The organism is Virgibacillus kekensis, from assembly GCF_042654125.1.
GTDB classification, from domain to species: Bacteria; Bacillota; Bacilli; order Bacillales; family Amphibacillaceae; genus Lentibacillus; species Lentibacillus kekensis.
In genome coordinates, this window is the sequence record NZ_JBHSFU010000001.1 from 73,243 (window position 1) to 95,350 (window position 22,108).

Annotated in this window: 20 protein-coding genes; 5 read left to right on the forward strand and 15 right to left on the reverse strand. The window is 41.8% G+C overall.

From position 1 onward, the window contains the following. Positions 1 to 163: 163 nt before the first annotated feature. The 6 genes from pnpS to citZ form a co-directional block, all read right to left on the reverse strand. Entirely contained in the window at positions 164 to 1,531 is a 1,368-nt protein-coding gene (gene pnpS, locus ACFO3D_RS00360; RefSeq protein ID WP_390292583.1) for a two-component system histidine kinase PnpS, read from the reverse strand. Further along, positions 1,531 to 2,223 (reverse strand): response regulator, encoded by a 693-nt coding sequence (locus ACFO3D_RS00365; protein WP_390292584.1) that lies wholly within the window; start codon positions 2,221 to 2,223, stop codon positions 1,531 to 1,533. The genes pnpS and ACFO3D_RS00365 overlap by 1 nt, the downstream gene beginning before the upstream one ends. A 592-nt stretch (positions 2,224 to 2,815) precedes the next feature. After that, positions 2,816 to 3,292 carry a MaoC family dehydratase gene (locus ACFO3D_RS00370; protein WP_390292585.1) on the reverse strand — a complete coding sequence of 159 codons (477 nt, stop codon included), beginning with the start codon at positions 3,290 to 3,292 and terminating at the stop codon, positions 2,816 to 2,818. 126 nt (positions 3,293 to 3,418) lie between these two features. Then, positions 3,419 to 4,357 carry a malate dehydrogenase gene (gene mdh / locus ACFO3D_RS00375; protein WP_390292586.1) on the reverse strand — a complete coding sequence of 313 codons (939 nt, stop codon included), beginning with the start codon at positions 4,355 to 4,357 and terminating at the stop codon, positions 3,419 to 3,421. 132 nt (positions 4,358 to 4,489) lie between these two features. Continuing rightward, entirely contained in the window at positions 4,490 to 5,761 is a 1,272-nt protein-coding gene (icd, locus tag ACFO3D_RS00380) for an NADP-dependent isocitrate dehydrogenase (protein ID WP_390292587.1), read from the reverse strand. A 99-nt stretch (positions 5,762 to 5,860) separates the two neighbouring features. Then, positions 5,861 to 6,979, reverse strand: coding sequence for a citrate synthase (gene citZ, locus ACFO3D_RS00385; protein WP_390292588.1), 1,119 nt, complete (start codon positions 6,977 to 6,979; stop codon positions 5,861 to 5,863). Positions 6,980 to 7,281: 302 nt separating this feature from the next. Here citZ and ytvI point away from each other — a divergent pair, with 302 nt between their 5' ends. Further along, a complete protein-coding gene (ytvI, locus tag ACFO3D_RS00390; RefSeq protein ID WP_390292589.1) occupies positions 7,282 to 8,391 on the forward strand; it encodes a sporulation integral membrane protein YtvI in 1,110 nt (369 codons plus the stop codon). 1 nt (position 8,392) lies between these two features. On the opposite strand, the gene ACFO3D_RS00395 is transcribed toward ytvI, so the two are convergent. The 8 genes from ACFO3D_RS00395 to dnaE all read right to left on the reverse strand — a co-directional run bounded on the left by ACFO3D_RS00395 (position 8,393) and on the right by dnaE (position 19,047). Continuing rightward, the gene (locus tag ACFO3D_RS00395; protein ID WP_390292590.1) at positions 8,393 to 8,788 is read right to left on the reverse strand and encodes an FxsA family protein; all 396 of its coding nucleotides are present in this window, start codon (positions 8,786 to 8,788) and stop codon (positions 8,393 to 8,395) included. Between the two features lie 66 nt (positions 8,789 to 8,854). Further along, positions 8,855 to 10,615, reverse strand: coding sequence for a pyruvate kinase (gene pyk / locus ACFO3D_RS00400; RefSeq protein WP_390292591.1), 1,761 nt, complete (start codon positions 10,613 to 10,615; stop codon positions 8,855 to 8,857). Positions 10,616 to 10,638: 23 nt separating this feature from the next. Then, positions 10,639 to 11,598, reverse strand: coding sequence for a 6-phosphofructokinase (gene pfkA / locus ACFO3D_RS00405; RefSeq protein WP_390292592.1), 960 nt, complete (start codon positions 11,596 to 11,598; stop codon positions 10,639 to 10,641). A 145-nt stretch (positions 11,599 to 11,743) separates the two neighbouring features. Continuing rightward, on the reverse strand, positions 11,744 to 12,700 hold the full coding sequence (gene accA, locus ACFO3D_RS00410; RefSeq protein ID WP_390292593.1) for an acetyl-CoA carboxylase carboxyl transferase subunit alpha: 957 nt from the start codon (positions 12,698 to 12,700) through the stop codon (positions 11,744 to 11,746). Beyond that, entirely contained in the window at positions 12,697 to 13,557 is an 861-nt protein-coding gene (accD, locus tag ACFO3D_RS00415; RefSeq protein WP_390292594.1) for an acetyl-CoA carboxylase, carboxyltransferase subunit beta, read from the reverse strand. The genes accA and accD overlap by 4 nt, the downstream gene beginning before the upstream one ends. A 119-nt stretch (positions 13,558 to 13,676) precedes the next feature. Beyond that, positions 13,677 to 14,297: a FadR/GntR family transcriptional regulator gene (locus ACFO3D_RS00420; RefSeq protein ID WP_390292595.1), complete on the reverse strand. Its 621-nt coding sequence runs from the start codon at positions 14,295 to 14,297 to the stop codon at positions 13,677 to 13,679. Between the two features lie 29 nt (positions 14,298 to 14,326). After that, on the reverse strand, positions 14,327 to 15,565 hold the full coding sequence (ystJ, locus tag ACFO3D_RS00425) for an NADP-dependent malic enzyme (RefSeq protein WP_390292596.1): 1,239 nt from the start codon (positions 15,563 to 15,565) through the stop codon (positions 14,327 to 14,329). Positions 15,566 to 15,690: 125 nt separating this feature from the next. After that, complete coding sequence (gene dnaE, locus ACFO3D_RS00430) at positions 15,691 to 19,047, reverse strand: DNA polymerase III subunit alpha (protein WP_390292597.1); 3,357 nt, start codon at positions 19,045 to 19,047, stop codon at positions 15,691 to 15,693. Between the two features lie 149 nt (positions 19,048 to 19,196). Here dnaE and ytrH point away from each other — a divergent pair, with 149 nt between their 5' ends. From ytrH to ACFO3D_RS00445, 3 genes are all read left to right on the forward strand, one after another. After that, the gene (gene ytrH / locus ACFO3D_RS00435; protein ID WP_390292598.1) at positions 19,197 to 19,529 is read left to right on the forward strand and encodes a sporulation membrane protein YtrH; all 333 of its coding nucleotides are present in this window, start codon (positions 19,197 to 19,199) and stop codon (positions 19,527 to 19,529) included. Beyond that, entirely contained in the window at positions 19,529 to 20,026 is a 498-nt protein-coding gene (gene ytrI / locus ACFO3D_RS00440; RefSeq protein ID WP_390292599.1) for a sporulation membrane protein YtrI, read from the forward strand. The genes ytrH and ytrI overlap by 1 nt, the downstream gene beginning before the upstream one ends. A 183-nt stretch (positions 20,027 to 20,209) precedes the next feature. Continuing rightward, the gene (locus ACFO3D_RS00445) at positions 20,210 to 20,407 is read left to right on the forward strand and encodes a YtzJ family protein (RefSeq protein ID WP_390292600.1); all 198 of its coding nucleotides are present in this window, start codon (positions 20,210 to 20,212) and stop codon (positions 20,405 to 20,407) included. Positions 20,408 to 20,448: 41 nt separating this feature from the next. Here ACFO3D_RS00445 and ACFO3D_RS00450 read toward each other — a convergent pair whose 3' ends face one another. Beyond that, the gene (locus ACFO3D_RS00450; RefSeq protein WP_390292601.1) at positions 20,449 to 21,396 is read right to left on the reverse strand and encodes a DHH family phosphoesterase; all 948 of its coding nucleotides are present in this window, start codon (positions 21,394 to 21,396) and stop codon (positions 20,449 to 20,451) included. A gap of 332 nt (positions 21,397 to 21,728) precedes the next feature. On the opposite strand from ACFO3D_RS00450, the gene ACFO3D_RS00455 reads away from it, so the two are divergent. Next, positions 21,729 to 22,019 carry a YtpI family protein gene (locus tag ACFO3D_RS00455; RefSeq protein ID WP_390292602.1) on the forward strand — a complete coding sequence of 97 codons (291 nt, stop codon included), beginning with the start codon at positions 21,729 to 21,731 and terminating at the stop codon, positions 22,017 to 22,019. Positions 22,020 to 22,108 lie beyond the last annotated feature (89 nt).

Consider the following 22,108-nt stretch of genomic DNA (forward strand, 5'->3'; position numbering starts at 1 on the left):
CTAATTCGTCTCTGCAGATTATAGACTATAGGAAAGTATACTTTACAATAACGAAGATAACGCCGATATCACTTATGTCCATCCCCTCATACCTTTTCTGTAAGTATATTAGACAGGGGTCAGCAGAAATATAATAAACTGTTCCATTTTTACCTGGAACAGTTTATATTTTCGGTAAGTAAACATGAAATGTGGACCCTTTATTCGATTCACTTTCCACCGTGATTCTGCCATCATGAACTTCAACAATGTGTTTAACTATTGCCAGACCTAGGCCTGTTCCTCCTGTATTCCTGCTTCGTGCTTTGTCAACACGGTAAAACCGTTCAAATATCCTTGGAATTGCTTCCTGGCTGATCCCGATGCCAGTATCGCTTACTTCTATATGAATATTTTCGTCCTTATCCGTAACGGTAAGTTTGACATCGCCGTTCTCCGGAGTATAGTTAACTGCATTTGTCAGGAGATTAATTACTATCTGTTTAATCCGCTCCTTGTCCGCCCGCAGTGAAATATTGTTGTCCATTTCAACCGTAAGAGAAATTCCTTTTTGTTCAGCTGCATGATTTGTGATTGGAAGAACCTCTTCAACCAGCCTGTTCATGTTAATTTCAGATTTTACAGGTTTGTACTCATCCTTTTCCAGTCTCGAAAGGGTTAGCAAGTCTTCTATCAAAACCTGCAGCCGTGTGCTTTCGTCATGAATGATCGAAAGGAAGTTCTGGAGTGTTTCTTTATCATCCAACGCCCCGTCAAGTAACGTCTCTGCAAATCCTTTAATTGAGGTAATTGGTGTTTTCAGTTCATGGGACACATTTGCGACAAAATCCTTACGCATCAATTCCAGTTTTTTCAGATGTGTAATATCATACAAGACAAGAACTGCGCCTTTCAGCAAACTCCGTTCATTAAAGATTGGAGCACCAACTATTTCAATATATTTGGTGTCCATACCCGCCGTCTGGGTTATTGACTCTTTTACATTTTTCTCGTATAAAAAAGTTTGCTGAACCGTCTGATGGATTCCCTCATGGTCCAATACTTCATAATAAAGTCTTCCAATATAATCCCGGGAATTTCCTCCAAACATGGACAGGGCTTTTCGGTTCACAAGATGAATATAACCTTTTTCATCAAGGAGAACGAGTCCACTTTGGGTATTATCAATGACTGTTGTGAGCTGCTTTTCCTGAATTTGTTCTTGCATCGCAAACTCATTTAAATTACGGGCTAGGATATTCAGCTTATTTCCAAGCTCGGCAACACTGCCAGTACGTGGAATATGGATTCTTGCCCGGTAATTCCCTTTAACAAGTTCATCAACCGTATTTGACGCTTTTCTGATTGGCTTCATATATTTATCATGAACATGGAGCATCATCAACAGTAATATAATATATTCCACTACTAGAATAGACCCTAGAATGACATACTCATCCGTAAGCTGGCTAATGATCAGACCGGTAATTACGACGATAAGCAGAATGCCACTATTGTATGCAAATAAAGGCCGTGTAAAAAGCGCCCGCATTATTTAGGTTCCTCCAGTTTATAACCCAATCCCCGTACAGTTTTAATGTAGGTTGGTTTCTTAGTATCTGGTTCGATCTTCTCCCGCAAGTGGCTGACATGGACATCGACAATCCGGGTATCTCCTACAAAATCATAATTCCATACAGCGCTTAGAAGCTGATCCCGTGATAAAACCCTGCCCTTATGTTCTGCAAGGTAGTATAACAGTTCAAACTCCTTACGGGTAAATGTTAGCGTTTCGCCGTTCATTTCCGCTTCATACCGTTCAGGATAAACGACCAAATCGCCGACTCGGATAGAAACAACATTGGTTTCCGCCGTTTTGGAGGACCTTCGCAGAATTGCCTTAATCCGGGCAACTACCTCCTTAGGGCTGAATGGCTTGGTCAGATAATCATCCGCTCCAAGTTCCAGACCAAGTACCTTATCAAACTCATCATCCTTTGCAGTAAGCATGAGTATGGGTGTATCAATCCGGTTCTGCCTTAAATGCCGGCATACATCCATTCCATCCATCCCTGGCAGCATCAAATCCAGTACTATTAAATCATAGTTGGTTCTTTCTGCTTTCTCTACCGCGTCATTACCGTCATACGCTACATCAGCTTCAAACCCAGCCTGTTCCACATTAAATTTTAATAGGGTAACAATTGAAGCTTCATCGTCTACAATAAGTATATTTTTTCCCACAGCGCATCCCCATTTCTTGAAAACTAAGCTTTTCGTAAGCCTTTTATATATTTAATCATACAATGAACAGAATCGTATGTGAATATGCATCCATGTAAAGAAAAATTTACATGGCACTTTTCTTTAATTTTGGTTCCTAACCACCCCTCACAGTTGATATGAACTGCGAAGCAATAAAATTTAATATATGAGTATTTTGACCCGTTCCGGCTAAAAAATGAGCTGTTCTAAGGTCCTCTTGTATAGAGTCCTTCAGCCTAAAGGGCATAAAAAGTAAATACGAAGCTCGCTCTAAGCGGAGGAAATACACGGAGACTCCTACGGGAGCAGAGGCCTCGATGAGACCCCGGAGAGCGATAGCTCAACGGAGGCTCAACAGCCGCCCGAGGCAAAGGAGACACTGCGAAAGCGAACAGAGTGAGCTTAAGCAGATGTCGTACTTGTACCCGGAGTGGTGAAAGCCTAGTGTATTTCCGTAGCAGCGTTTCAGGACTCTATCTTAGAAGTCTTACTACTTCGTAGTTTATAAAAAAGTAATTCACAAAAAAACTACCACTTTGCAGTGATAGTTTCATTCAGTCTAATTATCTAATTAAAAAAAGTTTTCAAGTGAAGCACCAATGATTGATTCTGGTTCATATGCCGGGCAAACATGAAGCTTACCATGTAATACATCATCTCCATCGCTGTCAGTCCCACTTATGGACATTGCAACTTGATGATTTTCATGGTCGATCGCAATTACTTCAATTCTGAATGTTATCTCTGAATAATGAGAAACGGGCTTAGGAAACGCCATTTCATGTTTGGTTATGTGACTTCCTGGACCCGGAAGATGCGTAGACACTATTGAAGAAACTGCACCAAACAACATAACAGACGGTACAATCGGTTGTTTATATGGAGTTTGTGATGCATAGTCATGTTGGATGTAAAGTGGGTTTGCATCATTTGTCAGTCCAAGGTACAGTAACAAGTCTCTGTCCTCTATTGCGTGGGTGGATGTATAGGAATCTCCCACCTGCAGATCATTTATCTTCTTGCCGAGTTTGCGTTTCTTACCAATCATATTCCCCACCTCCACTAATGTAAGCGTTTACTATTATATCAGAAATTGGCAGTTCTGGCGAATTAATTTTTACCCTGGCAATTTAAAAAGCTTCTTTTCACCATACAGTGAAAAGAAGCTTTTTAATTATTTCAGTATCTCAAGCACGTTTTTAACAGAGTCAGCTGATTTGTCCAACTCTGCTTTCTCTTCGTCAGTCAAATCAAGTTCAATAATTTCTTCCAGTCCGCTCCCACCAAGAATGGTCGGAACACCAAGGTAGATATCTTTATAGCCATATTCGCCTTCAAGGTATGCAATGGAAGGAAGAACACGACGCTGATCTTTCAGTATAGCTTCCGCCATTACAGTAAGGGAAGCGGCTGGTGCGTAATAAGCACTTCCGTTACCCAACAGTCCTACGATTTCACCGCCGCCTTTACGTGTACGTTCCACAATTTCATCGAGGCGGTCTTTGGAAATCAATTTTTCAAGCGGAATTCCACCGGCATAGGAATAGCGGATTAACGGTACCATATCATCCCCATGTCCACCGAGCACAAAACCTGTTACATCCTTAACAGACAGGTTCAGCTCTTGGGCAACAAAAGTACGGAAGCGAGCCGTATCCAGTATTCCTGACTGTCCGATAACACGTTCTTTAGGAAATCCTGATTCTTTAAATACCGTATACGTCATTGCATCAACCGGGTTTGTTAGCACAACAATAAACGTTTCCGGTGAATACTTAACAATTTCTTGTGTTACAGATTTCATAATTTTAGCGTTGGTATTTACCAGATCATCACGGCTCATACCAGGCTTACGAGCAATACCTGCTGTAATGATTACAAGATCAGAATCCTTCGTGTCCTCATAATTGGCAGTACCCGTAATATTTGCATCAAATCCCTGAACAGGACTTGCTTCGAGCATATCAAGGGCTTTACCTTTTGTAGGATCTTCCATGTCAGGAATATCTACCAACACTACATCTCCAAGTTCTTTCTGGGCAATCATCAAAGCGGTGGTAGCCCCGGTAAAACCTGAGCCTATTACGGAAATCTTATTACGCTTAACAGCCATATTAATCCCCTTTCCATAAACAAGTTAAATCGTGGAAATCCAGATAGATATACCGCCCGGGCGGCATATAGAGCTAATCGGTTTGGTCGATTCCTCCAAATACAACAATCCGGGCGGGTTTTGGGTTGGGTATTATCCCATATTCTTAATTAATTCATCGGCAAACTCAGATGTTTTAACTTCAGTAGCCCCATCCATCATTCGTGCGAAGTCATACGTAACAACTTTAGAAGCAATAGTTTTATCCATTGCATCTGTAATCAGGTTAGCTGCCTCTCTCCACTCCAGATGCTCAAGCATCAGTACTGCAGAAAGAATTACAGAAGAAGGGTTAACCTTGTCTAGTCCTGCATATTTAGGAGCAGTTCCGTGTGTTGCTTCGAAAATTGCATGACCGGTGTCATAGTTAATGTTTGCACCAGGTGCAATTCCGATTCCACCAACCTGTGCAGCAAGTGCGTCAGAAATATAGTCTCCGTTAAGGTTCATTGTAGCAACCACGTCAAATTCTTTTGGACGGGTAAGAATCTGCTGCAGGAAGATGTCCGCAATGGAATCTTTAACAAGGATTTTTCCTGATGCCAATGCTTCATCCTGCGCTTTGTTGGCAGCGTCTTTACCGTCTTTTTCAACGATACGGTCATATTCTGCCCATGTGAATACTTTATCGCCATACTCCTGCTCGGCAACTTCATATCCCCAGGCCTTAAATGATCCTTCAGTGAATTTCATGATGTTACCTTTATGTACCAAGGTAACACTCTTGCGTCCTTCGTTTAGTGCATACTCAATTGCGGAACGCACTAGACGCTTGGTTCCCTCTTCAGATACTGGCTTAACACCTATGCCGGAAGTTTCAGGAAAACGGATATTTTTAACACCCATTTCATTCTGAAGGAAGTCAATCACTTTCTTCACTTCGTCTGAACCTTTTTGCCACTCAATACCTGCGTAAATATCTTCTGTGTTCTCACGGAAGATAGCCATGTCAACATGGTCAGGGTGTTTAACCGGTGAAGGTACGCCAGTGAAATAACGTACTGGACGCAGGCAAGTGAACAGGTCAAGTTCCTGACGCAGTGCCACATTCAGTGAACGGATTCCGCCGCCGATCGGTGTTGTAAGAGGTCCCTTAATTGCAATTTTGTACTCATCAATCATATTAAGTGTTTCCTGTGGGAGCCACTCACCAGTTTTATCATATGCTTTTTGACCAGCGTAAACTTCAGTCCACTCAATTTCTTTTTCGCCATTATAGGCTTTTTTCACTGCAGCTTCGATAACTCTGCGTGCCGCTGCCCAGATATCCGGGCCTGTTCCGTCCCCTTCAATGAAAGGAATGACCGGACGATTCGGTACATTCATTTTCCCGTTATCTACTGTAATTTTTTCTCCTTGTGCCATAAAAAAATACCTCCTAGTCATCTTCATGCATTGTTATTTTATCATAATGTAACTTTTCATGATAATAGCCGGTTCTCCCGGCTATTACCTGATTACCTATTAAGCGCGGTTTTCGATTTCAACATAATCCTGAGTTTGCGGACCAACGTAGTCAGCACGCGGACGGATCAGACGGTTGTTGTCATACTGTTCAAGAATATGTGCAAGCCATCCTGATATGCGACTTGTAGCAAAAATAGGTGTGAACAAATCATGGTCAATTCCAAGGCTGTGATAAACCGATGCAGAATAGAAATCCACATTTGCTGGAAGACCCTTCTCTTCTTTAATGAATTCTTCAATTTTCACGGACATATTATACCATTTGGATTCCCCTGAGGTTTCTGTCAATTCTTTTGACATATGTTTAAGGTGTTTGGCACGTGGGTCACCATTTTGGTATACACGGTGTCCCATACCCATGATTTTCTCTTTGTTAGCGATTTTTTCCTTGATGTAAGGAATAGCATTCTCTTCTTCGCCAATCTCAGTCAGCATCTTCATAACGCGTTCGTTTGCTCCACCATGAAGTGGGCCTTTCAAAGCACCGATAGCGGCTGTTACGCCAGAATAGATATCTGATAATGTAGCAACACATACACGTGCTGTAAATGTGGATGCATTAAGCTCGTGATCAGCATGCAATACAAGCGCCTTGTTGATAGCTTCTACTTCAACGTCTTTTGCTTCCTCACCATTCAGCATGTACAAGAAGTTGGCTGCAAATCCCAGGTCCTTTTTAGGTTTCACAGGATCCTGCCCTTTGCGGATACGCGCGAATGCAGTAACAATCGTGGCAATTTTAGCTTGCAGACGAAGCGCCTTACGTTTATTGGCCTCTTCTTCCATAACATCCGCCTCTTCATCATAGAGACCCAGAATGGAAACTGCAGAACGAAGCGCTGCCATTGGATGAACGGTTGAAAGATCATACGAGTGCAAGTGTTCGATAACTGCTTCAGGAAGTTCCATATTGGAAGCTAAATCAGCCTTAAATGTATCTAATTCAGATTTTGTCGGCAGTTTAAGATTCCACAGCAGGTAAACTACCTCTTCGAAACTTGAATTCTCAGCTAAATCATCAATTTTGTATCCAACGTATGTAAGTTGGTCATCGATAATAGAACTAATTGACGATTGCGTTGCGACGACCCCTTCAAGCCCTTTTGTTGCTGTCATAACAAACCTCTCCTTTTTCTATGAATTGTTCATTAGGTTAGGAAAAATAACTGATGATAATTTTTGACAATATTCCTACAATCCAACATTGTCATCCCCATGGACAATTATAAAGTATTCTTTGCTTATTGTGAATTGAAACCGATTAAATCCGCCAATATTTTTATACAAATTTGATAAATCACGGCAGAACCTCAAAATTCAAAACCCCACAGATAGCCTGTTCTACGTCTATTTTTCGTTTCCTTGTCATATGTAAGATAGTAGCAGAAATAAATACGTGGATATTGGGGGGAAATAAGTTGTACAAGCATAGAATTGACCAGCTGCTGCGTCTGCTGGTGGTATTATTTTCCGTCATATTCATTTACTTAATTATGTATTTTACAGTCCCATCAATCTATCCATTTCTTATTGCAGTCTTGCTCTCCCTGTTTTTAAACCCGTCAGTCACTTTTCTGGAAGAAAAACTAAAGATGCCACGCCTTCTTGCAACGATTGTCATCATCTTAATTTTATTAACAGCCGTGGTCAGCTTTATTATCTTTCTAGTTGCCGAATTGATACAAGGAACTACATACTTGGCAGAAAACCTGCCCGCCCACTTCAAGATAATAGTAAGAGTGGTTGAGAATTTTATCGATGCTGAAATTCTGCCAGTGTATGAAAAAATCACATCTTTTTTTCATACACTGAGCCCTGGGCAGCAGGAAACTGTCAGTGAAAACCTTAAATTGCTGATTAATCAAACTGCTGAAACAGGAACTGACTTTTTGAGGGACATGCTGATGCAGATTCCACAAACACTGACACTTCTACCAGGCTCTTTTACAACAAGCATTTTTGTTCTCCTGGCAACGGTCATAATAACCAAAGACTGGAATGTCTATGTAAATACAATGAAAAAAATAACCCCTGCATCTGTTCATCAGATCGGGATTTCCGTGTGGGTTCACCTGCAGAACGCGATGTTCGGGTTTATAAAAGCCCAATTGATTCTGATAACGATCTCCGCTTGTATTATATTTGTCGGCCTTACAGTACTGCAGATAAAGCACGCCATGACAATTGCACTAATTGCTGCGCTGGTCGATATTTTGCCTTTAATAGGGACAGGGATCATCTTTATACCGTGGGTTCTTTATCTGTTTTTAACAGGGGATTACCCGCTAACCATTTCGATAACTGTTTTATACATGTTAGTGGTAATTCAGCGGCAGTTCCTTGAACCGAAAATCGTTTCCAGCAATATAGGGCTTAATCCGCTTGCAGCACTCGTAGCCCTATTTGCTGGCATCCAGATTTGGGGAGTTCTTGGGTTGTTTCTTGGCCCGCTGCTGCTGATTATCTGTAATGCATTTTACCGGGCAGGAGTATTCAACCAGATTCTCAAATTTGTCAAAGGAACCTGAACTACTGCCACTTGTTGAAGAAAATAATATTCCCTTTGTTTATGCGATTCCGGATAAACCGTTGCAACCATACTTTAAACGGTCCGCGGGTAAATGGGAGAACCAGAATGAAACCAGCTGTATCGGTTATAAACCCTGGAGAAAATAGGAATACTGCACCTACAAATATACAAATACCATCTAATATTTCATTCGCCGGTACCTGGCCGTAATTCATCGATTGCTGGGCGCGTCTCCATGTTTCCATTCCTTGTTTTCTGGCAATGGTGACTCCGGCAATCCCGGTTAAAAGAATAATCCCAACAACCCACCAGGCTCCGATAATACTTCCCGCCCAAATAAAGACCCCAATTTCAAGTGCAGGTAAAACTAGAAGTGTTAAAAACAACCAGCGCATACAACTCACCTCTTTTTTTACAGATTTAGAAAAAGAAGGGTTATCCCCTTCTTTCACTGCATTTCTTTATAATACGCGTGCATGTCCTTTAAATATGTCACCTTTCGAGCTGTCAATGGTGATATCTTCTCCATCTTCAATTACATCAAACACGTTCTTTACTCCGACAATTACCGGTATCCCGAGACTCAGCCCCACTACCGCAGCATGTGAGGTTAGACCGCCTTCTTCCGTAATGATTCCTGCAGCCTTTTCGATAGATTCCATCATGTCACGATCAGTTCCGTATGTGACTAGAATATCTTCTTCATGGAGCTTTTCTTTTGCTTCCTCAGCATTCTTCGCGTGAACTGCTTTACCATAAGCACTTCTCCGGCCAATGCCTTGTCCTTTTGCCATAACATCACCAATTACGTGGACCTTCATCAGGTTGGTTGTCCCACTTTCACCGACTGGGACTCCCGCAGTTATCAGTACTCTGCTGCCTCGACTGAATAGTCCTGTCTCTAGACCACGATCAACTGCGATATCAAGCATTTCATCAGTAGAATGTGCTTCTTCACCCATCACAGCCTGTACACCCCAAACGAGTGACAATTGGCGGTTAACTGTTTCAGAAAATGTAACTGCCACGATTGGTGCCTTTGGACGATACTTCGCAATCATTCTAGCAGTATGTCCACTCTCGGTTGGTGTAAGAATAGAGCTTACTGACAGATTCATTGCTGTATGTGTTACCGACTGGCTAATTGCATCAGTAATCGTCATGTCGACTGAACGAGAACGATTCCTTAAAATCGTAGAATGATCAAGCGCAGTTTCCGCTTTTAGTGCAATATTACTCATTGTTTGCACTGATTCAACAGGATAATTACCAGCAGCAGTCTCTCCAGAAAGCATAATCGCATCAGTACCGTCAAAAATAGCATTTGCCACGTCAGATGCTTCTGCTCTGGTTGGACGAGGATTACGCTGCATGGAATCAAGCATTTGTGTTGCCGTAATAACTGGTTTACCAGCAGTATTGCATCGTGTAATCAAATCTTTCTGAACCAAAGGAACATCTTCTGCAGGAATTTCCACACCGAGGTCACCCCTGGCAACCATCAGGCCATCACTGATTTCAAGGATGGACTCAATATTGTCCACACCTTCCTGGTTCTCGATTTTAGGAACAATTTTTATATGGTTGGCATCATGTTTTTCCAACAGTTCTTTTATCTCAAATATGTCAGAAGGACGTCGGACAAATGATGCAGCAATAAAGTCAACACCTTGTTCGATTCCGAATTTTATGTCCTCTGCATCTTTCTCAGTAATACCTGGTAGATTTACTTTTACATTTGGAACATTTACACCCTTTTTATTTTTAATAGTTCCTGAGTTCAGCGCCCTTGTTTTCAGTTCATTGTTCGCTTTATCGATTGCCAAAACCTCTAGTTCAATCAGCCCGTCATCAAGCAAGATTTTAGACCCTTCATGCACATCGTAGATTAACCCTTTATACGTTATGGAGAATCTTTCAGCAGTACCTTCGATATCATCCATTGTCACAACCACAGTGTCATCCTGGGTGATTTCTGCTTCACCGTTTTTAAAAGTTCCTGTCCGGATTTCCGGTCCTTTGGTATCCAGCAGAATAGCTATAGTCTTTCCTGTCCGTTCTGCAGCTTCTCTGATATTTTTAATGCGTTGACCATGTTCGTCAAAGTCACCATGTGAAAAGTTAAGTCGTGCAACATTCATTCCTGATTCAATCAATTTTACGAGCGTATCTACTGATTCAGAAGCAGGTCCAATCGTACATACGATTTTAGTTTTGCGCAATTTCGCTTCCTCCGTTTCCGATCTTATATCGATAATTCTTTTGATAATTGATACATGTCATGATTAATAGAGTGGCCTTCTTTTAAAATTTCAATAATGTCATGGTCCACAAGCTGGTTGTTTTGAATCCCAACTACTCTCCCAGCCTTTCCATTCAACAACAGGTCCACTGCTCTTGCCCCAAGACGGCTCGCCAGGACGCGGTCAGATGCCGTTGGAGATCCTCCACGTTGGATATGTCCAAGTACTGTCACTCTGGTCTCAAGGCTGGTTGCTTCCTGGATTCGCTGACCGTATTCCACACCGCTCCCCACACCTTCTGCAAGGATGATGATACTATGTTTTTTACCACGGTCATGGCCTCGTTTGAGACGGTTAATGACATCTTGGAAGTCATCCGCCTTTTCGGGAATCAGGATGCTTTCCGCTCCATCTGCAAGACCTGCCCACAGTGCTAGGTCTCCAGCGTCCCGGCCCATTACTTCAATAACATATGTCCGTTCGTGAGAAGTTGCAGTATCCCGTATTTTATCTATTGCTTCGATTATGGTATTAAGTGCTGTATCAAATCCAATGGTGAAATCAGTTCCCGGGATATCATTATCAATTGTTCCTGGAACTCCTATACATGGGTAACCTTTTTCAGTGAGTTTTTGGGCACCACGGAAACTCCCGTCACCGCCGATCACAATCAGCCCTTCAATCCCATGATTTTCCAATTGTTCGATGCCTTTCTTCTGGCCCGCTTCAGTTTTAAAGTCTTCACAGCGGGCTGAGCGCAGAATTGTTCCTCCGCGTTGTATTATATCTCCAACAGAACCAATGTCCATTTTTGTTATATTTCCATCGATAAGTCCCTGATATCCATTATTCACGGCATAAACTTCCAGACCGTGAAAGATAGCTTTTCTTACAACTGCGCGGATAGCGGCATTCATTCCCGGGGCATCGCCACCGCTTGTCAAAACACCAATTTTATTCATTGCTTCACCTCATGTCCTACTCATATGTTCATCTCAAAGAATAATTGTATTACGGAAAAATATCAATTATTTTCCCTTTAAAAACCAGCATGAGGTTGACATTAGTCAACCTCATAACTATGAAACCGATGTATATTTTGACGTATTATATCTCTGTATAATCACCAATTTTTTTATACTTTTCCCATCTTTTTTCCAGTAATTCATCTGGCTGGAGTCCTTGCAACTCCTTCAAGGAGTTTTCCAGCACCTCATTGATGCTAATTGCCTGAGCTTCCACATCACGGTGCGCTCCACCTTTTGGCTCCGGAATTATGCGGTCAATCACACCAAGTTCTTTCAAATCGTAGGATGTTATTTTCATTGATTCTGCAGCTTTTTGAGCAAGTCCGGAATCTTTCCACAGGATGGATGCTGCTCCTTCAGGTGAAATAACGGAATACGTGGAGTTCTCAAGCATATGTATATGATCACCCACACCAAGTCCAAGGGCTCCGCCACTTCCACCCTCACCGATTACAATACATACAATCGGAACAGTCAGTCCAGCCATTTCCATTAAGTTACGGGCAATGGCCTCACTCTGACCGCGTTCTTCCGCAGCCTTTCCAGGGTAAGCTCCCTTTGTATCAATAAAACAAACAATCGGACGGTTAAACTTCTCAGCTTGTTTCATATGACGCAAGGCTTTCCGGTAACCTTCCGGATGCGGCATCCCGAAGTTACGATGAATGTTGTCTTTTGTATCTTTTCCGCGCTGATGTCCAATAACCGTTACAGGGGTCTCTTTATAAAATGCGACTCCAGCAACTATAGCAGCATCATCCCCATACGATCGATCACCATGAAACTCTATAAAGTCCGTAAAAATTTGCTCAATATAGTCCAATGTTGTAGGTCTTGCCTGGTGTCTGGCCATCTGGACGCGATCCCACGGGCGCAGGTTTCCATATATATCATTTTCCAAAACTTCAAGACGTTTCTCAAGCGTATTTATTTCTTCGGTTAAGTCTATTTCACTGTTCTCCGTAAAAGTCTTAAGCTCGGCAATCTTCTCCTTCAGGTTGACAACCGGTTTTTCGAAATCCATAACCTGTTTCATGAGACACCACCGCCTTTCTGATGTACAGCCAGCAATTTAGTCAGGATGTTTTTCAATTCATGCCGATGAATCACTTTATCCAGCTGACCATGCTTCAGCAAAAATTCCGCAGTCTGAAAGTCCTCCGGAAGCTTTTCTCGGATCGTCTGTTCAATGATCCGGCGGCCTGCAAATCCAATTAGTGCTTGAGGCTCCGCAAAATTGTAGTCTCCGATCGATGCAAAACTTGCCGAGACACCTCCAGTTGTAGGATGTGTCATCACGGATATCATCAATCCCCCGGCCTCTGAAAACCTTTTTATTGCTACAGAAGTCTTGGCCATCTGCATCAGACTCAAAACACCCTCCTGCATTCTGGCCCCTCCAGATGCAGTGAAGATAATAAATGGCAATGATTGTTCCCTGGCATTTTCAACTGCTCGGGCAATCTTCTCTCCCATAACAGATCCCATACTTCCCATCCGAAAGCTTGAATCCATTACACCAAAAGCAACAGGATGACCATCTATCGTTCCCTTGCCCGTCACAACTCCTTCATTAAGTCCGGTTTTCTCCCGATCCTTGGCTATTTTTTCCTCATAGCCAGGAAAATCAAGGGGGTTAGTTGTAGTAAGCTGCTTGTCCCACTCTTCAAAAGACCCTTCATCAAACAGGCTGTCAATTCGTTCCCATGCAGTCAGAGGATGATGATAGTCACAATTTGGACAGACATTATCCTGTTTCGTCATTTCTTTTCGGTAGTATATTTTCTGGCAATTACTGCACTTTTTCATCAGACCTTCGGGAACATCGTGCTTACCCTGTTCCGCTGGTAAGGTCGCATATTTTTTTTTCTTGCCGAAAAAATCTTTAAGCAAGGTGATTCCTCCTTTTTTCTCAAACCCAGACAACAAGCAGGAAGGAAAACCTTCAAGTCGTTTCTCTTACTATAACGAATTGCAGTTAAAAAAGTTGTCAAACGAAGTCGATGAAATAATTAATTATTTATCGATTGTTGACTGAATAATCCTTCAATCTGTTCACATCTTTGCTCTTTATAAAATTTAATTAGTTCCGTATAAAATGTTTCATCGTATGACTGTTTAGAAAATGTGAACGAAAACTCTTCCATGAGCTGCCAGACTTTCGTAAGTAACAGATTATCTGCTTGTTTAAAAATATAATTGAAAAATGTCAGATGCTTTTCATACTGTTCGCCTTTCCCATTACAGATTATCGAACTCAATCGTTCAATATCCTTTCCTGAGACCCGTTTACAGACAATCTTAGCAGCTTCTTTTTCCATAATTCTTTTTGTGGCCAGCAAATCTGTTCTGGTCCCATTATCCTGAAGAATAAATGAGGCCAGCAACTCTACAGTCTGATAAGGCCTATATACACTTAAGTACGTTCCTTCTCCATGTCTGGTTTCAATCAGACCGAGAAGTTCAATTGCCCTTAATGCTTCACGTACCGATGATCTGCCTGCAGCCAATTTCTCGGCAAGTTCGCGTTCGGACGGGAGTTTATCGCCGGGCGATAAATCATTACTGTAGATATATTTACGAATTTCCTGTAAAACACCCTGGTATACTTTCTGTTTAGATGAAATGGACACAACCAGGACTCACTCCCTTATACAGATGATCATTCCTCATCAATACGTGTTAGTGCCCGTGTTTTCTCTGCGACACTCTCGGGATCAACCTGAATTCTTGCGACGCCCGATTCCATCGCTGTTCGAGCGACACTTGAAGCAACCAGTGGAGCGACCCTTGGATCAAATGGTGCAGGGATTACATAGTCGGAATTCAGTTCATCTTCACTGATCAGTGATGCAATTGCCTCAGCAGCTGCAACTTTCATTTTCTCATTGATCCGAGTTGCTCGTACATCCAAGGCACCACGGAAAATTCCTGGAAATGCAAGAACATTGTTAACCTGGTTAGGAAAATCTGACCGTCCAGTTCCAATTACCTTAGCGCCAGCTTCCTTAGCATCATCTGGCATTATTTCAGGATCCGGGTTAGCCATTGCAAAGATAATAGGATCCTTGCTCATCTTCTGAACCATTTCTTTGGACAGCAACCCACCAACAGAAACTCCGATGAACACATCTGCATCCTCGAGAATCTCTTCCAGTGAACCTTCCTTATTTTCCTTATTGGTCATTTTAGCAACTTCATCTTTAACTTCATTCATGCCATATGGCCGGCCTTCAAAAATGGCACCTTTGGAATCACACATAATCATGTCCCGAACACCGAAACTGTGAAGTAGCTTTATAATTGCAATACCGGCAGCTCCGGCACCATTTGCAACCACTTTAATTTCGGAGAAGGATTTTCCAACCACCTTTAAAGCATTAATTAAGCCGGCTACAGTTACGATTGCCGTACCATGCTGGTCATCGTGGAAGATTGGAATATTTGTTTCCTTTTTAAGTCTTTCCTCGATAATAAAGCAGTTAGGCGCTGCAATATCCTCAAGATTTACTCCGCCAAACGTGGGCTCCATAAGCTTAACGGTCTGTACAATTTCCTCCACGTCATGGGTATTGAGACAAATTGGAAACGAATCTACTCCGGCGAAACTTTTGAAAAGAACTGATTTACCTTCCATTACCGGCAAAGCAGCTTCCGCACCGATATTTCCAAGGCCGAGAACAGCCGAACCATCACTAACTACAGCAACCATATTGCCTTTCATTGTATAGTCATAAACGGTTTCTTTACGATCATAGATTTCCTTGCAGGGTTCCGCCACACCAGGTGAGTATGCAAGACTTAAATCCCGTGCATTTCGGACTGGTATCTTAGATTCTGTAGATATTTTCCCTTTATTTAGTTTGTGCAAGTGTAATGCTTCATCTCTTAAGTTAGACACGTGGATCACTCCTTAAAATAGGAATTAACGTATATTATACCAGTGGTCAGACCACTTAACTACTCAATTATAACAGATGGTAACATAGTGTAAAGAAGAAAGGAAAGTCGCTTACACGCTTTCCTCTACCCTTTTTCAGGCTTCAATACAACATTATTTTCCCCGAATTGATTTCCAAGAAGCTCCAGACATTCTGCATTAGGGTCTGTGAGGTATTCTTGGGAAAGTTGATATGTCGAGCGGGTTTTAGCATGATGAACGACAATTGCTGTTTGACCGGGATGCTTGTACACTATTTCTCTAATTTTGGTTAAAGCTTTTTCACTATTTTCGTCGGTAAGTCGTATAAATAACCGCTTATTCGAGTCAATTTCCCATTCATCTTCAACAAATTCCTTCATCTCTGCCATCAGACACTGGTTCCGGTTATTCCGTGTTTCTATCTTACCCTTAAATGTTATAACAGAACCCTCATTTAACCACCGATGTACATCCCGATAAAGCTCAGGAAAAATAACCCCCTCCATATCGTCTGTCTCATCACCGACTGTAATAAACGCCATTGGGTCCCCGCGTTTGGTGCGAATTGTCTTGATTGCCTGCAGAATAGCCGCTCCCTTTACTGTTTTACCGGTCATATTCTGGGCTTTACCAATCTCCTGGTAACCATTTGTCGCAAGAGCTGTTCGATATTGTTTGAGTGGATGGCTGGATACATAAATACCGAGCAGTTCTTTCTCATCTTGGAGTTTTTTAGCCACGGAGAAATCCTCAATTTCTACGTACGCAGCATCCAAATCTAACATATCCTGAAACAGACTTGGCTGATCATTAAATTCTTTAAACAGTTCTCCCTGTTCAATTGCCTGATCAATCGAAGCAAGCAAACTGGCGCGGTTTTCATAGAGGCTATCAAAAGTGCCGGCCATTATAAGCGTTTCGAGGGTGGAACGGTTAACTAGCTTTGGCGAAACACGAAGACAAAAATCAAACAGACTTTTAAACGGTCCGTCCTTTCTTGCCCGAACAATTTCCTTTACCGCCTGGCTCCCGACTCCCTTAATCGATAGTAAGCCCATTCGGACCGTATCTTTTTCAACGGTGAATTTCCCAAAGCTTTTATTAATGGATGGAGGTACCAGTGGTAGTCCCAAGTTACGCATTTCTTTCATATAAGCATTCACCTTATCCTGCTGGTTAGCAACAGAACTTAACAGTTCGGCAAAAAAACTTGCGGGATAATGTGCTTTCAAGTATGCAAGCTGATAAGCAATTTTACTGTATGCAACTGCATGACTTCGGTTAAATCCATAGTTGGAGAACTTAACAATCCAATTAAAAATCTCTTCTGCTACCTGCTCAGAATACCCGTTATTTAAGCACCCCCGGATAAAAGCATCCTTCTGTTCATCCATGACCTCCAGCTGTTTCTTACTGACTGCTCGGCGTAAAATATCAGCCTGTCCAAGACTGAACCCAGCAATCTTATGGGCAATCTGCATAATCTGCTCCTGGTAAATAAGAACGCCGTAGGTCTTCTTCAGAATAGGTTCCAAATCCGGATGCGGGTAGACTACATTCTCTTTCCCATGCTTCCGATTAATATACACCGGGATATTCTCCATAGGACCTGGACGAAACAATGCATTCACCGCCACAATATCTTCAAATGAGGAAGGATGCAGTCGTGTCAGCACCTGCTTCATACCCTGAGACTCAAGCTGGAACACTCCGTTTGTCTGCCCCTTTTGTAACAAGGTATATGTGTGAGGGTCCTCGTCCGGGATTTCTGCAAGCTCAATATCCTTCTTATCGGTATAACTGATTGTCCGGATTATCCGCTCAATTAATGTAAGATTCCGCAGCCCCAGAAAATCCATTTTCAGCAGGCCAATTGCTTCCAGGTCGTTCATCGGAAACTGGGTAAGCAGTGTGTCATTCGTCCCCTCTGTCAGAGGGACATCTTCTATTAATGGCTTATCGCTTATAACGACACCAGCCGCGTGCGTTGAAATATGCCGTGGTAACCCCTCCAGTTTTGCCGCGACCATAAACAGGGCTTTCAACTGAGGCGATTGCTTAATATATTCCTCCATATCAGGTGATTCTTTTACATATTCACCTATCGGCTTTCGCGCCTGTACTGGTATTCCCTTCAAAATAAAATAGGCATCCTGCTGACTTATTCCCATTGTTTTTATCAATTCGCGAAGCAATGACCGGGCAGCAAACGTTCCAAACGTAATAATTTGTGCTACATGTTCACTTCCATACTTTTCACGGACATAGTCGATTACTTCGTCACGCCGATGATCAGAAAAATCAATATCGATATCCGGCATTGTAATTCGCTCGGGATTTAGAAAGCGCTCAAACAGCAGATCATAACTGATTGGGTCCACCTCGGTAATATCGAGTACATAGGCCACCAGTGAACCTGCTGCAGACCCGCGCCCTGGGCCAACCAATATATTATTTTCTTTCGCGTAGGCAATAAAGTCCCATACGATCAGGAAATAATCGCTGAACTGCATGGATTGAATAATATTCAGTTCATACGATAAGCGGTTGGATATTTCTTCAGTTATATGTAGATATTTTTGGTCGAGTTTCTCCCAACACAGTTTTTCAAGGTAGGAATGAGCATCATACTGGTTGGGTACCGGATATGATGGAAGCATTCTTTTATCAAAATCAAAGGTAACATTGCATCTGTTTTTTATATCCTCTGTATTTCCCACAACCTCTGGCCAGTCAGCAAATAAGGCCTCAACTTCTTCCATTGAGCGTAAATGACGATTCTTTAATTCCGGCTCCGCTTCCCTTAGCTTCCATTCTCGGTCAAGTTTCATAGCACGCAGACAATCAAATGCTATGTCATCTTTATTATCTATGTATCTTACATCATTAACTGCTGCCACCGGTAAATGAAATTTATCCCTAAAAGCCTTCAATGACTCACGAATACGCTGTTCGGTTTGGAGACCGTGATCCTGGACACCAAGGAAAAAATCCTCACGGGAAAACATCCCTAAGTATTCTGTTAGGTAGTTCATAACAGCGTCGTGTTGATCTGTCATCAAAAATGATTCAATCTTGCTTCCGATTGCAGGCAGAATACAAATCAAATCATTGCTCAAATTGGCAAGATCTTCACGGCCAAAAGTGTTTACTGCTGAAAGTTGAATTTCCGTGCTAATGCGGACCAGATTTTTATATCCGCTGTTATTCTTAGCCAGCAAAATGCATGCTTCATGGTCATCATCCCCTGCTTCCACAGTTACTGCCATACCTATAATCGGCTTCATGCCGTTTTGTATACACTTCTTGTAAAATGGGATTGTGCCGTACAGGACATTTTCGTCAGTAAGCGCAAGGGCATCGAAATTCAGCTCGCTTGCTTTACTGATCAGTCTGTCAATCGTTACCGTGCTGTTCATAAGACTGTATCCGCTTCGTACCTGCAAGTGTGTAAAAGACACGTTATCCCACCTCCTTCTTCCTAGTATTATTATAGCTGACATAGATATCTGCTGCACAATATTTAAGTTCTCCTCAGTGTTGCACCCTAACATATCCTGTCCATTTTTTTCATATAGTTAAAGCAGGACTAAAATAAGGGGCGCTTGTGATGGAAGAACGATTTATAGCTCAATTCATTCATTGTTTTTTTATAGCGTTCGGAGTTATTATCGGCGGGGCAATCATCGGGAGTATGGGTTCCTTTGCGACCGGGGACGCTCCCTTCACTGCAATTAAACAGATAGCCAGAAACCTGCAGATTTGGGCAATAGTAGCTGCAATTGGAGGGACCTTTGATGCCATTGCAAACTTCCAAAAAGGTATTCTGGATGGTTCGACTTTCGACCTATTCAAACAGATTTTGCTCATTTTATCTGCAATGGGCGGAGTAAAGGCCGCTCTGGTGCTGATCGGGTGGCTGATTCAGGAGGAAATTGGATAATGCATATACCTCCATATCATAGAAAGCCATCGTGGCAGCGTTTTTTGGTTGGAACGTTCATTGGAGCCATCCTTTCCTATTTTATTTTTGTTTACATGCATGGGAACATCGTGGAGGGGCTGCTTGCCGAAAATAAAGAATTGGATTCGCAGATTACGGAACTTAAAAAAAAGAACGAAACCCTCACGAAAGATAATGAGAATAAGCAGTCAAATGAACCTGTTACTGTCGAGGAAATTGAGATTGAAATATTAAACAGAGAAGAACTCCGACTTAACCGACTGACTGTGCTGGATCTGGTGGGACTCATTAAAGAAGAGATAGATCACATAATTGGAGAAGATATTAGTACCTTGGCTGAAAACGACCGGCTTTTAAAGTCAACCATTCAAAATAAGGATTTCCAGCTAGACGATTTCACCTATAACTTCAGCGTTGAGACTCTTACAATCTCCAGGACAGTAAAGATAGAGGTTGAAGCCGAAATTTCAAACTAACAGGACCCTGTGTTGTGAATATGCTCCACAGGAAAAAAATTCCCTTTATATTGTGAACATTCCATGAAACATCACTCTTATCAGTGGTAATTATGGAGAATTTTATATACAATTATATAAACGACGATATCAAATTAACCAATACTTTCATATACTAACTTAGATGAAGGGAGTTGTTTTGCTATGTTGGTGATGAATCAAAGACGCATACGTGATGAAAAGATTGCACAGTTGAAGGCAGGGCGTACCGTTTACGCAGAATCCGGCGAGCTAATCCGCTTAATGAAACGTTCCATTAACCGGGATAATTTACATGTACATTATGATTATACAAATATCGGGTGCTGGATTACCCCAATGCCTGATAAGAAAAGCAGCTAGGATTTTGTGACAAGCGTACTGATAACAGCACGCTTGTTTTTTTATGGAGTAAATTGTGTACAGGCTTCCTCCAAATCAAGGGTCACACGATCGGTGTCTTCCCAATTTTCAACTGAAGCACCTGCCGCCATCGGATGACCTCCGCCATTATATCGTGCAGCAATCCCATTGATTACCGGCCCCTTAGAACGAAGTCGTACTCGAATCTGGTCTGGCTCCTCAATATAGAAAGCCCATGCCTTAATTCCTTCAATATCCCCTAATACACCAATTAACTGGCCGCTTTCTGCCGGGCTCACATGAAACTTTTTCAGTATATCCTGTGTGAGTTTAACGGTGCATCTTCCGGATGGCATTAAAGTGAAATTTTGTAAAATGAAACCTCGAAGTCTTGCAATATTGTCTTTTATACTATAAATCCCGTCATACAGACTTGTCCTATCAAAGTTATATGTCACCAGTTCAGCGGCATGCTGAAATGTTTTCTTGCTGGTGCTTGGAAACAGAAATCTACCGGTATCTCCAACTATACCTGCATAAAGCAGACGAGCAGCTTCATCATTGAGCTCGAAGCCATGTTCTTTCCCGTACTGGTAAAGATCAAAAATCATTTCACTTGTTGAACTAGCGTCCGTATCCACCCACATTACATCTCCATAATGGTCTAGGTTTGGATGGTGATCAATTTTGATTAGTTCCGCTCCCAAGTTGTAACGTTGGTCACATATTCTGGCAGCATTAGCTGTATCACATACGATTACGAGGGCATTTTCATATACACTGTCGTCAACTTGATCCATTGAAGCCAGAAATTCCAGTGAGGGGTCCGGTTCTCCCACCAGAAAGACTTGTTTATCGGGGAAAGACTCCTTAATCAGCTCTCTTAGCCCTGCCTGTGAACCATACGCATCCGGGTCAGGCCGGACATGACGGTGAATAATTATTGTGTTGTAATTTTTTATTGCACGAATTACTTTTTCCATACTCATTTTTTTGCTCCTGTCTGATTAATTTTCTTGAAGGTTTTTTATAAAACTTTTTGCTGCAGCATTAGAGTTGTGCTCTCTGAGATCTATTAAAATAATTGAATAATCGACGGTGCGGAAAAAAACACCGTAGTCATCCAACGAAGAAAATTCATTTTCACGCTCACCAATCACGTAGCCGGGAGGGATAAAAAGCAAGAAAATTCATGTGAACGACCTTCATAAGTTAGTATTTAATGTATTTTAGCAAACACTGCTTCCCAGATATTTTCTCTTTTCTATCATATAAAAACAAGCTACAATAGTAAGAGATAAAAAACTTAGGAGTAGATTAAATGATTATTTTTCCAATTATTATCGCAATCTCCCTTGTACTCTATGTATACTATAAAGTTGCGATTCTTAAGAATAAAGACCCACTGACACAAGCATATTTTAACGCAAAATCGCGCATATGTCTTGGAAGTCTGATTTTCTTTTTTGGTATAAACCAATACATATTCTATGAGACAAGATTTTCCCTGTTTATTGGTATTGTCTTTTTGATTATTGGGGGATTAAATTTAAACCGGGGATTTAAAGAGGTCAAACACTACAGAAGCGAGTGGAGACGCCTTAATACCTGATAGGTGAAGCTGACTAACTGATTAGTCAGCTTTTTTTGTTTGCGCGGCAACGCTGATTTATTTGCTACGAGCCGGGACTGTTTTTACGT

Excerpts from the sequence above, each read along its gene's own strand:
- ytrH (WP_390292598.1), top strand. The coding sequence starts at position 19,197 with ATGGAAGAACGATTTATAGCTCAATTCATTCATTGTTTTTTTATAGCG.
- icd (WP_390292587.1), bottom strand. The coding sequence starts at position 5,761 with ATGGCACAAGGAGAAAAAATTACAGTAGATAACGGGAAAATGAATGTA.
- ACFO3D_RS00455 (WP_390292602.1), top strand. The coding sequence starts at position 21,729 with ATGATTATTTTTCCAATTATTATCGCAATCTCCCTTGTACTCTATGTA.
- ytrI (WP_390292599.1), top strand. The coding sequence starts at position 19,529 with ATGCATATACCTCCATATCATAGAAAGCCATCGTGGCAGCGTTTTTTG.
- pnpS (WP_390292583.1), bottom strand. The coding sequence starts at position 1,531 with ATGCGGGCGCTTTTTACACGGCCTTTATTTGCATACAATAGTGGCATT.
- ACFO3D_RS00445 (WP_390292600.1), top strand. The coding sequence starts at position 20,210 with ATGTTGGTGATGAATCAAAGACGCATACGTGATGAAAAGATTGCACAG.
- accA (WP_390292593.1), bottom strand. The coding sequence starts at position 12,700 with ATGAAACAGGTTATGGATTTCGAAAAACCGGTTGTCAACCTGAAGGAG.
- pfkA (WP_390292592.1), bottom strand. The coding sequence starts at position 11,598 with ATGAATAAAATTGGTGTTTTGACAAGCGGTGGCGATGCCCCGGGAATG.
- ACFO3D_RS00395 (WP_390292590.1), bottom strand. The coding sequence starts at position 8,788 with ATGCGCTGGTTGTTTTTAACACTTCTAGTTTTACCTGCACTTGAAATT.
- ACFO3D_RS00370 (WP_390292585.1), bottom strand. The coding sequence starts at position 3,292 with ATGATTGGTAAGAAACGCAAACTCGGCAAGAAGATAAATGATCTGCAG.
- mdh (WP_390292586.1), bottom strand. The coding sequence starts at position 4,357 with ATGGCTGTTAAGCGTAATAAGATTTCCGTAATAGGCTCAGGTTTTACC.
- ACFO3D_RS00450 (WP_390292601.1), bottom strand. The coding sequence starts at position 21,396 with ATGAGTATGGAAAAAGTAATTCGTGCAATAAAAAATTACAACACAATA.
- citZ (WP_390292588.1), bottom strand. The coding sequence starts at position 6,979 with ATGACAGCAACAAAAGGGCTTGAAGGGGTCGTCGCAACGCAATCGTCA.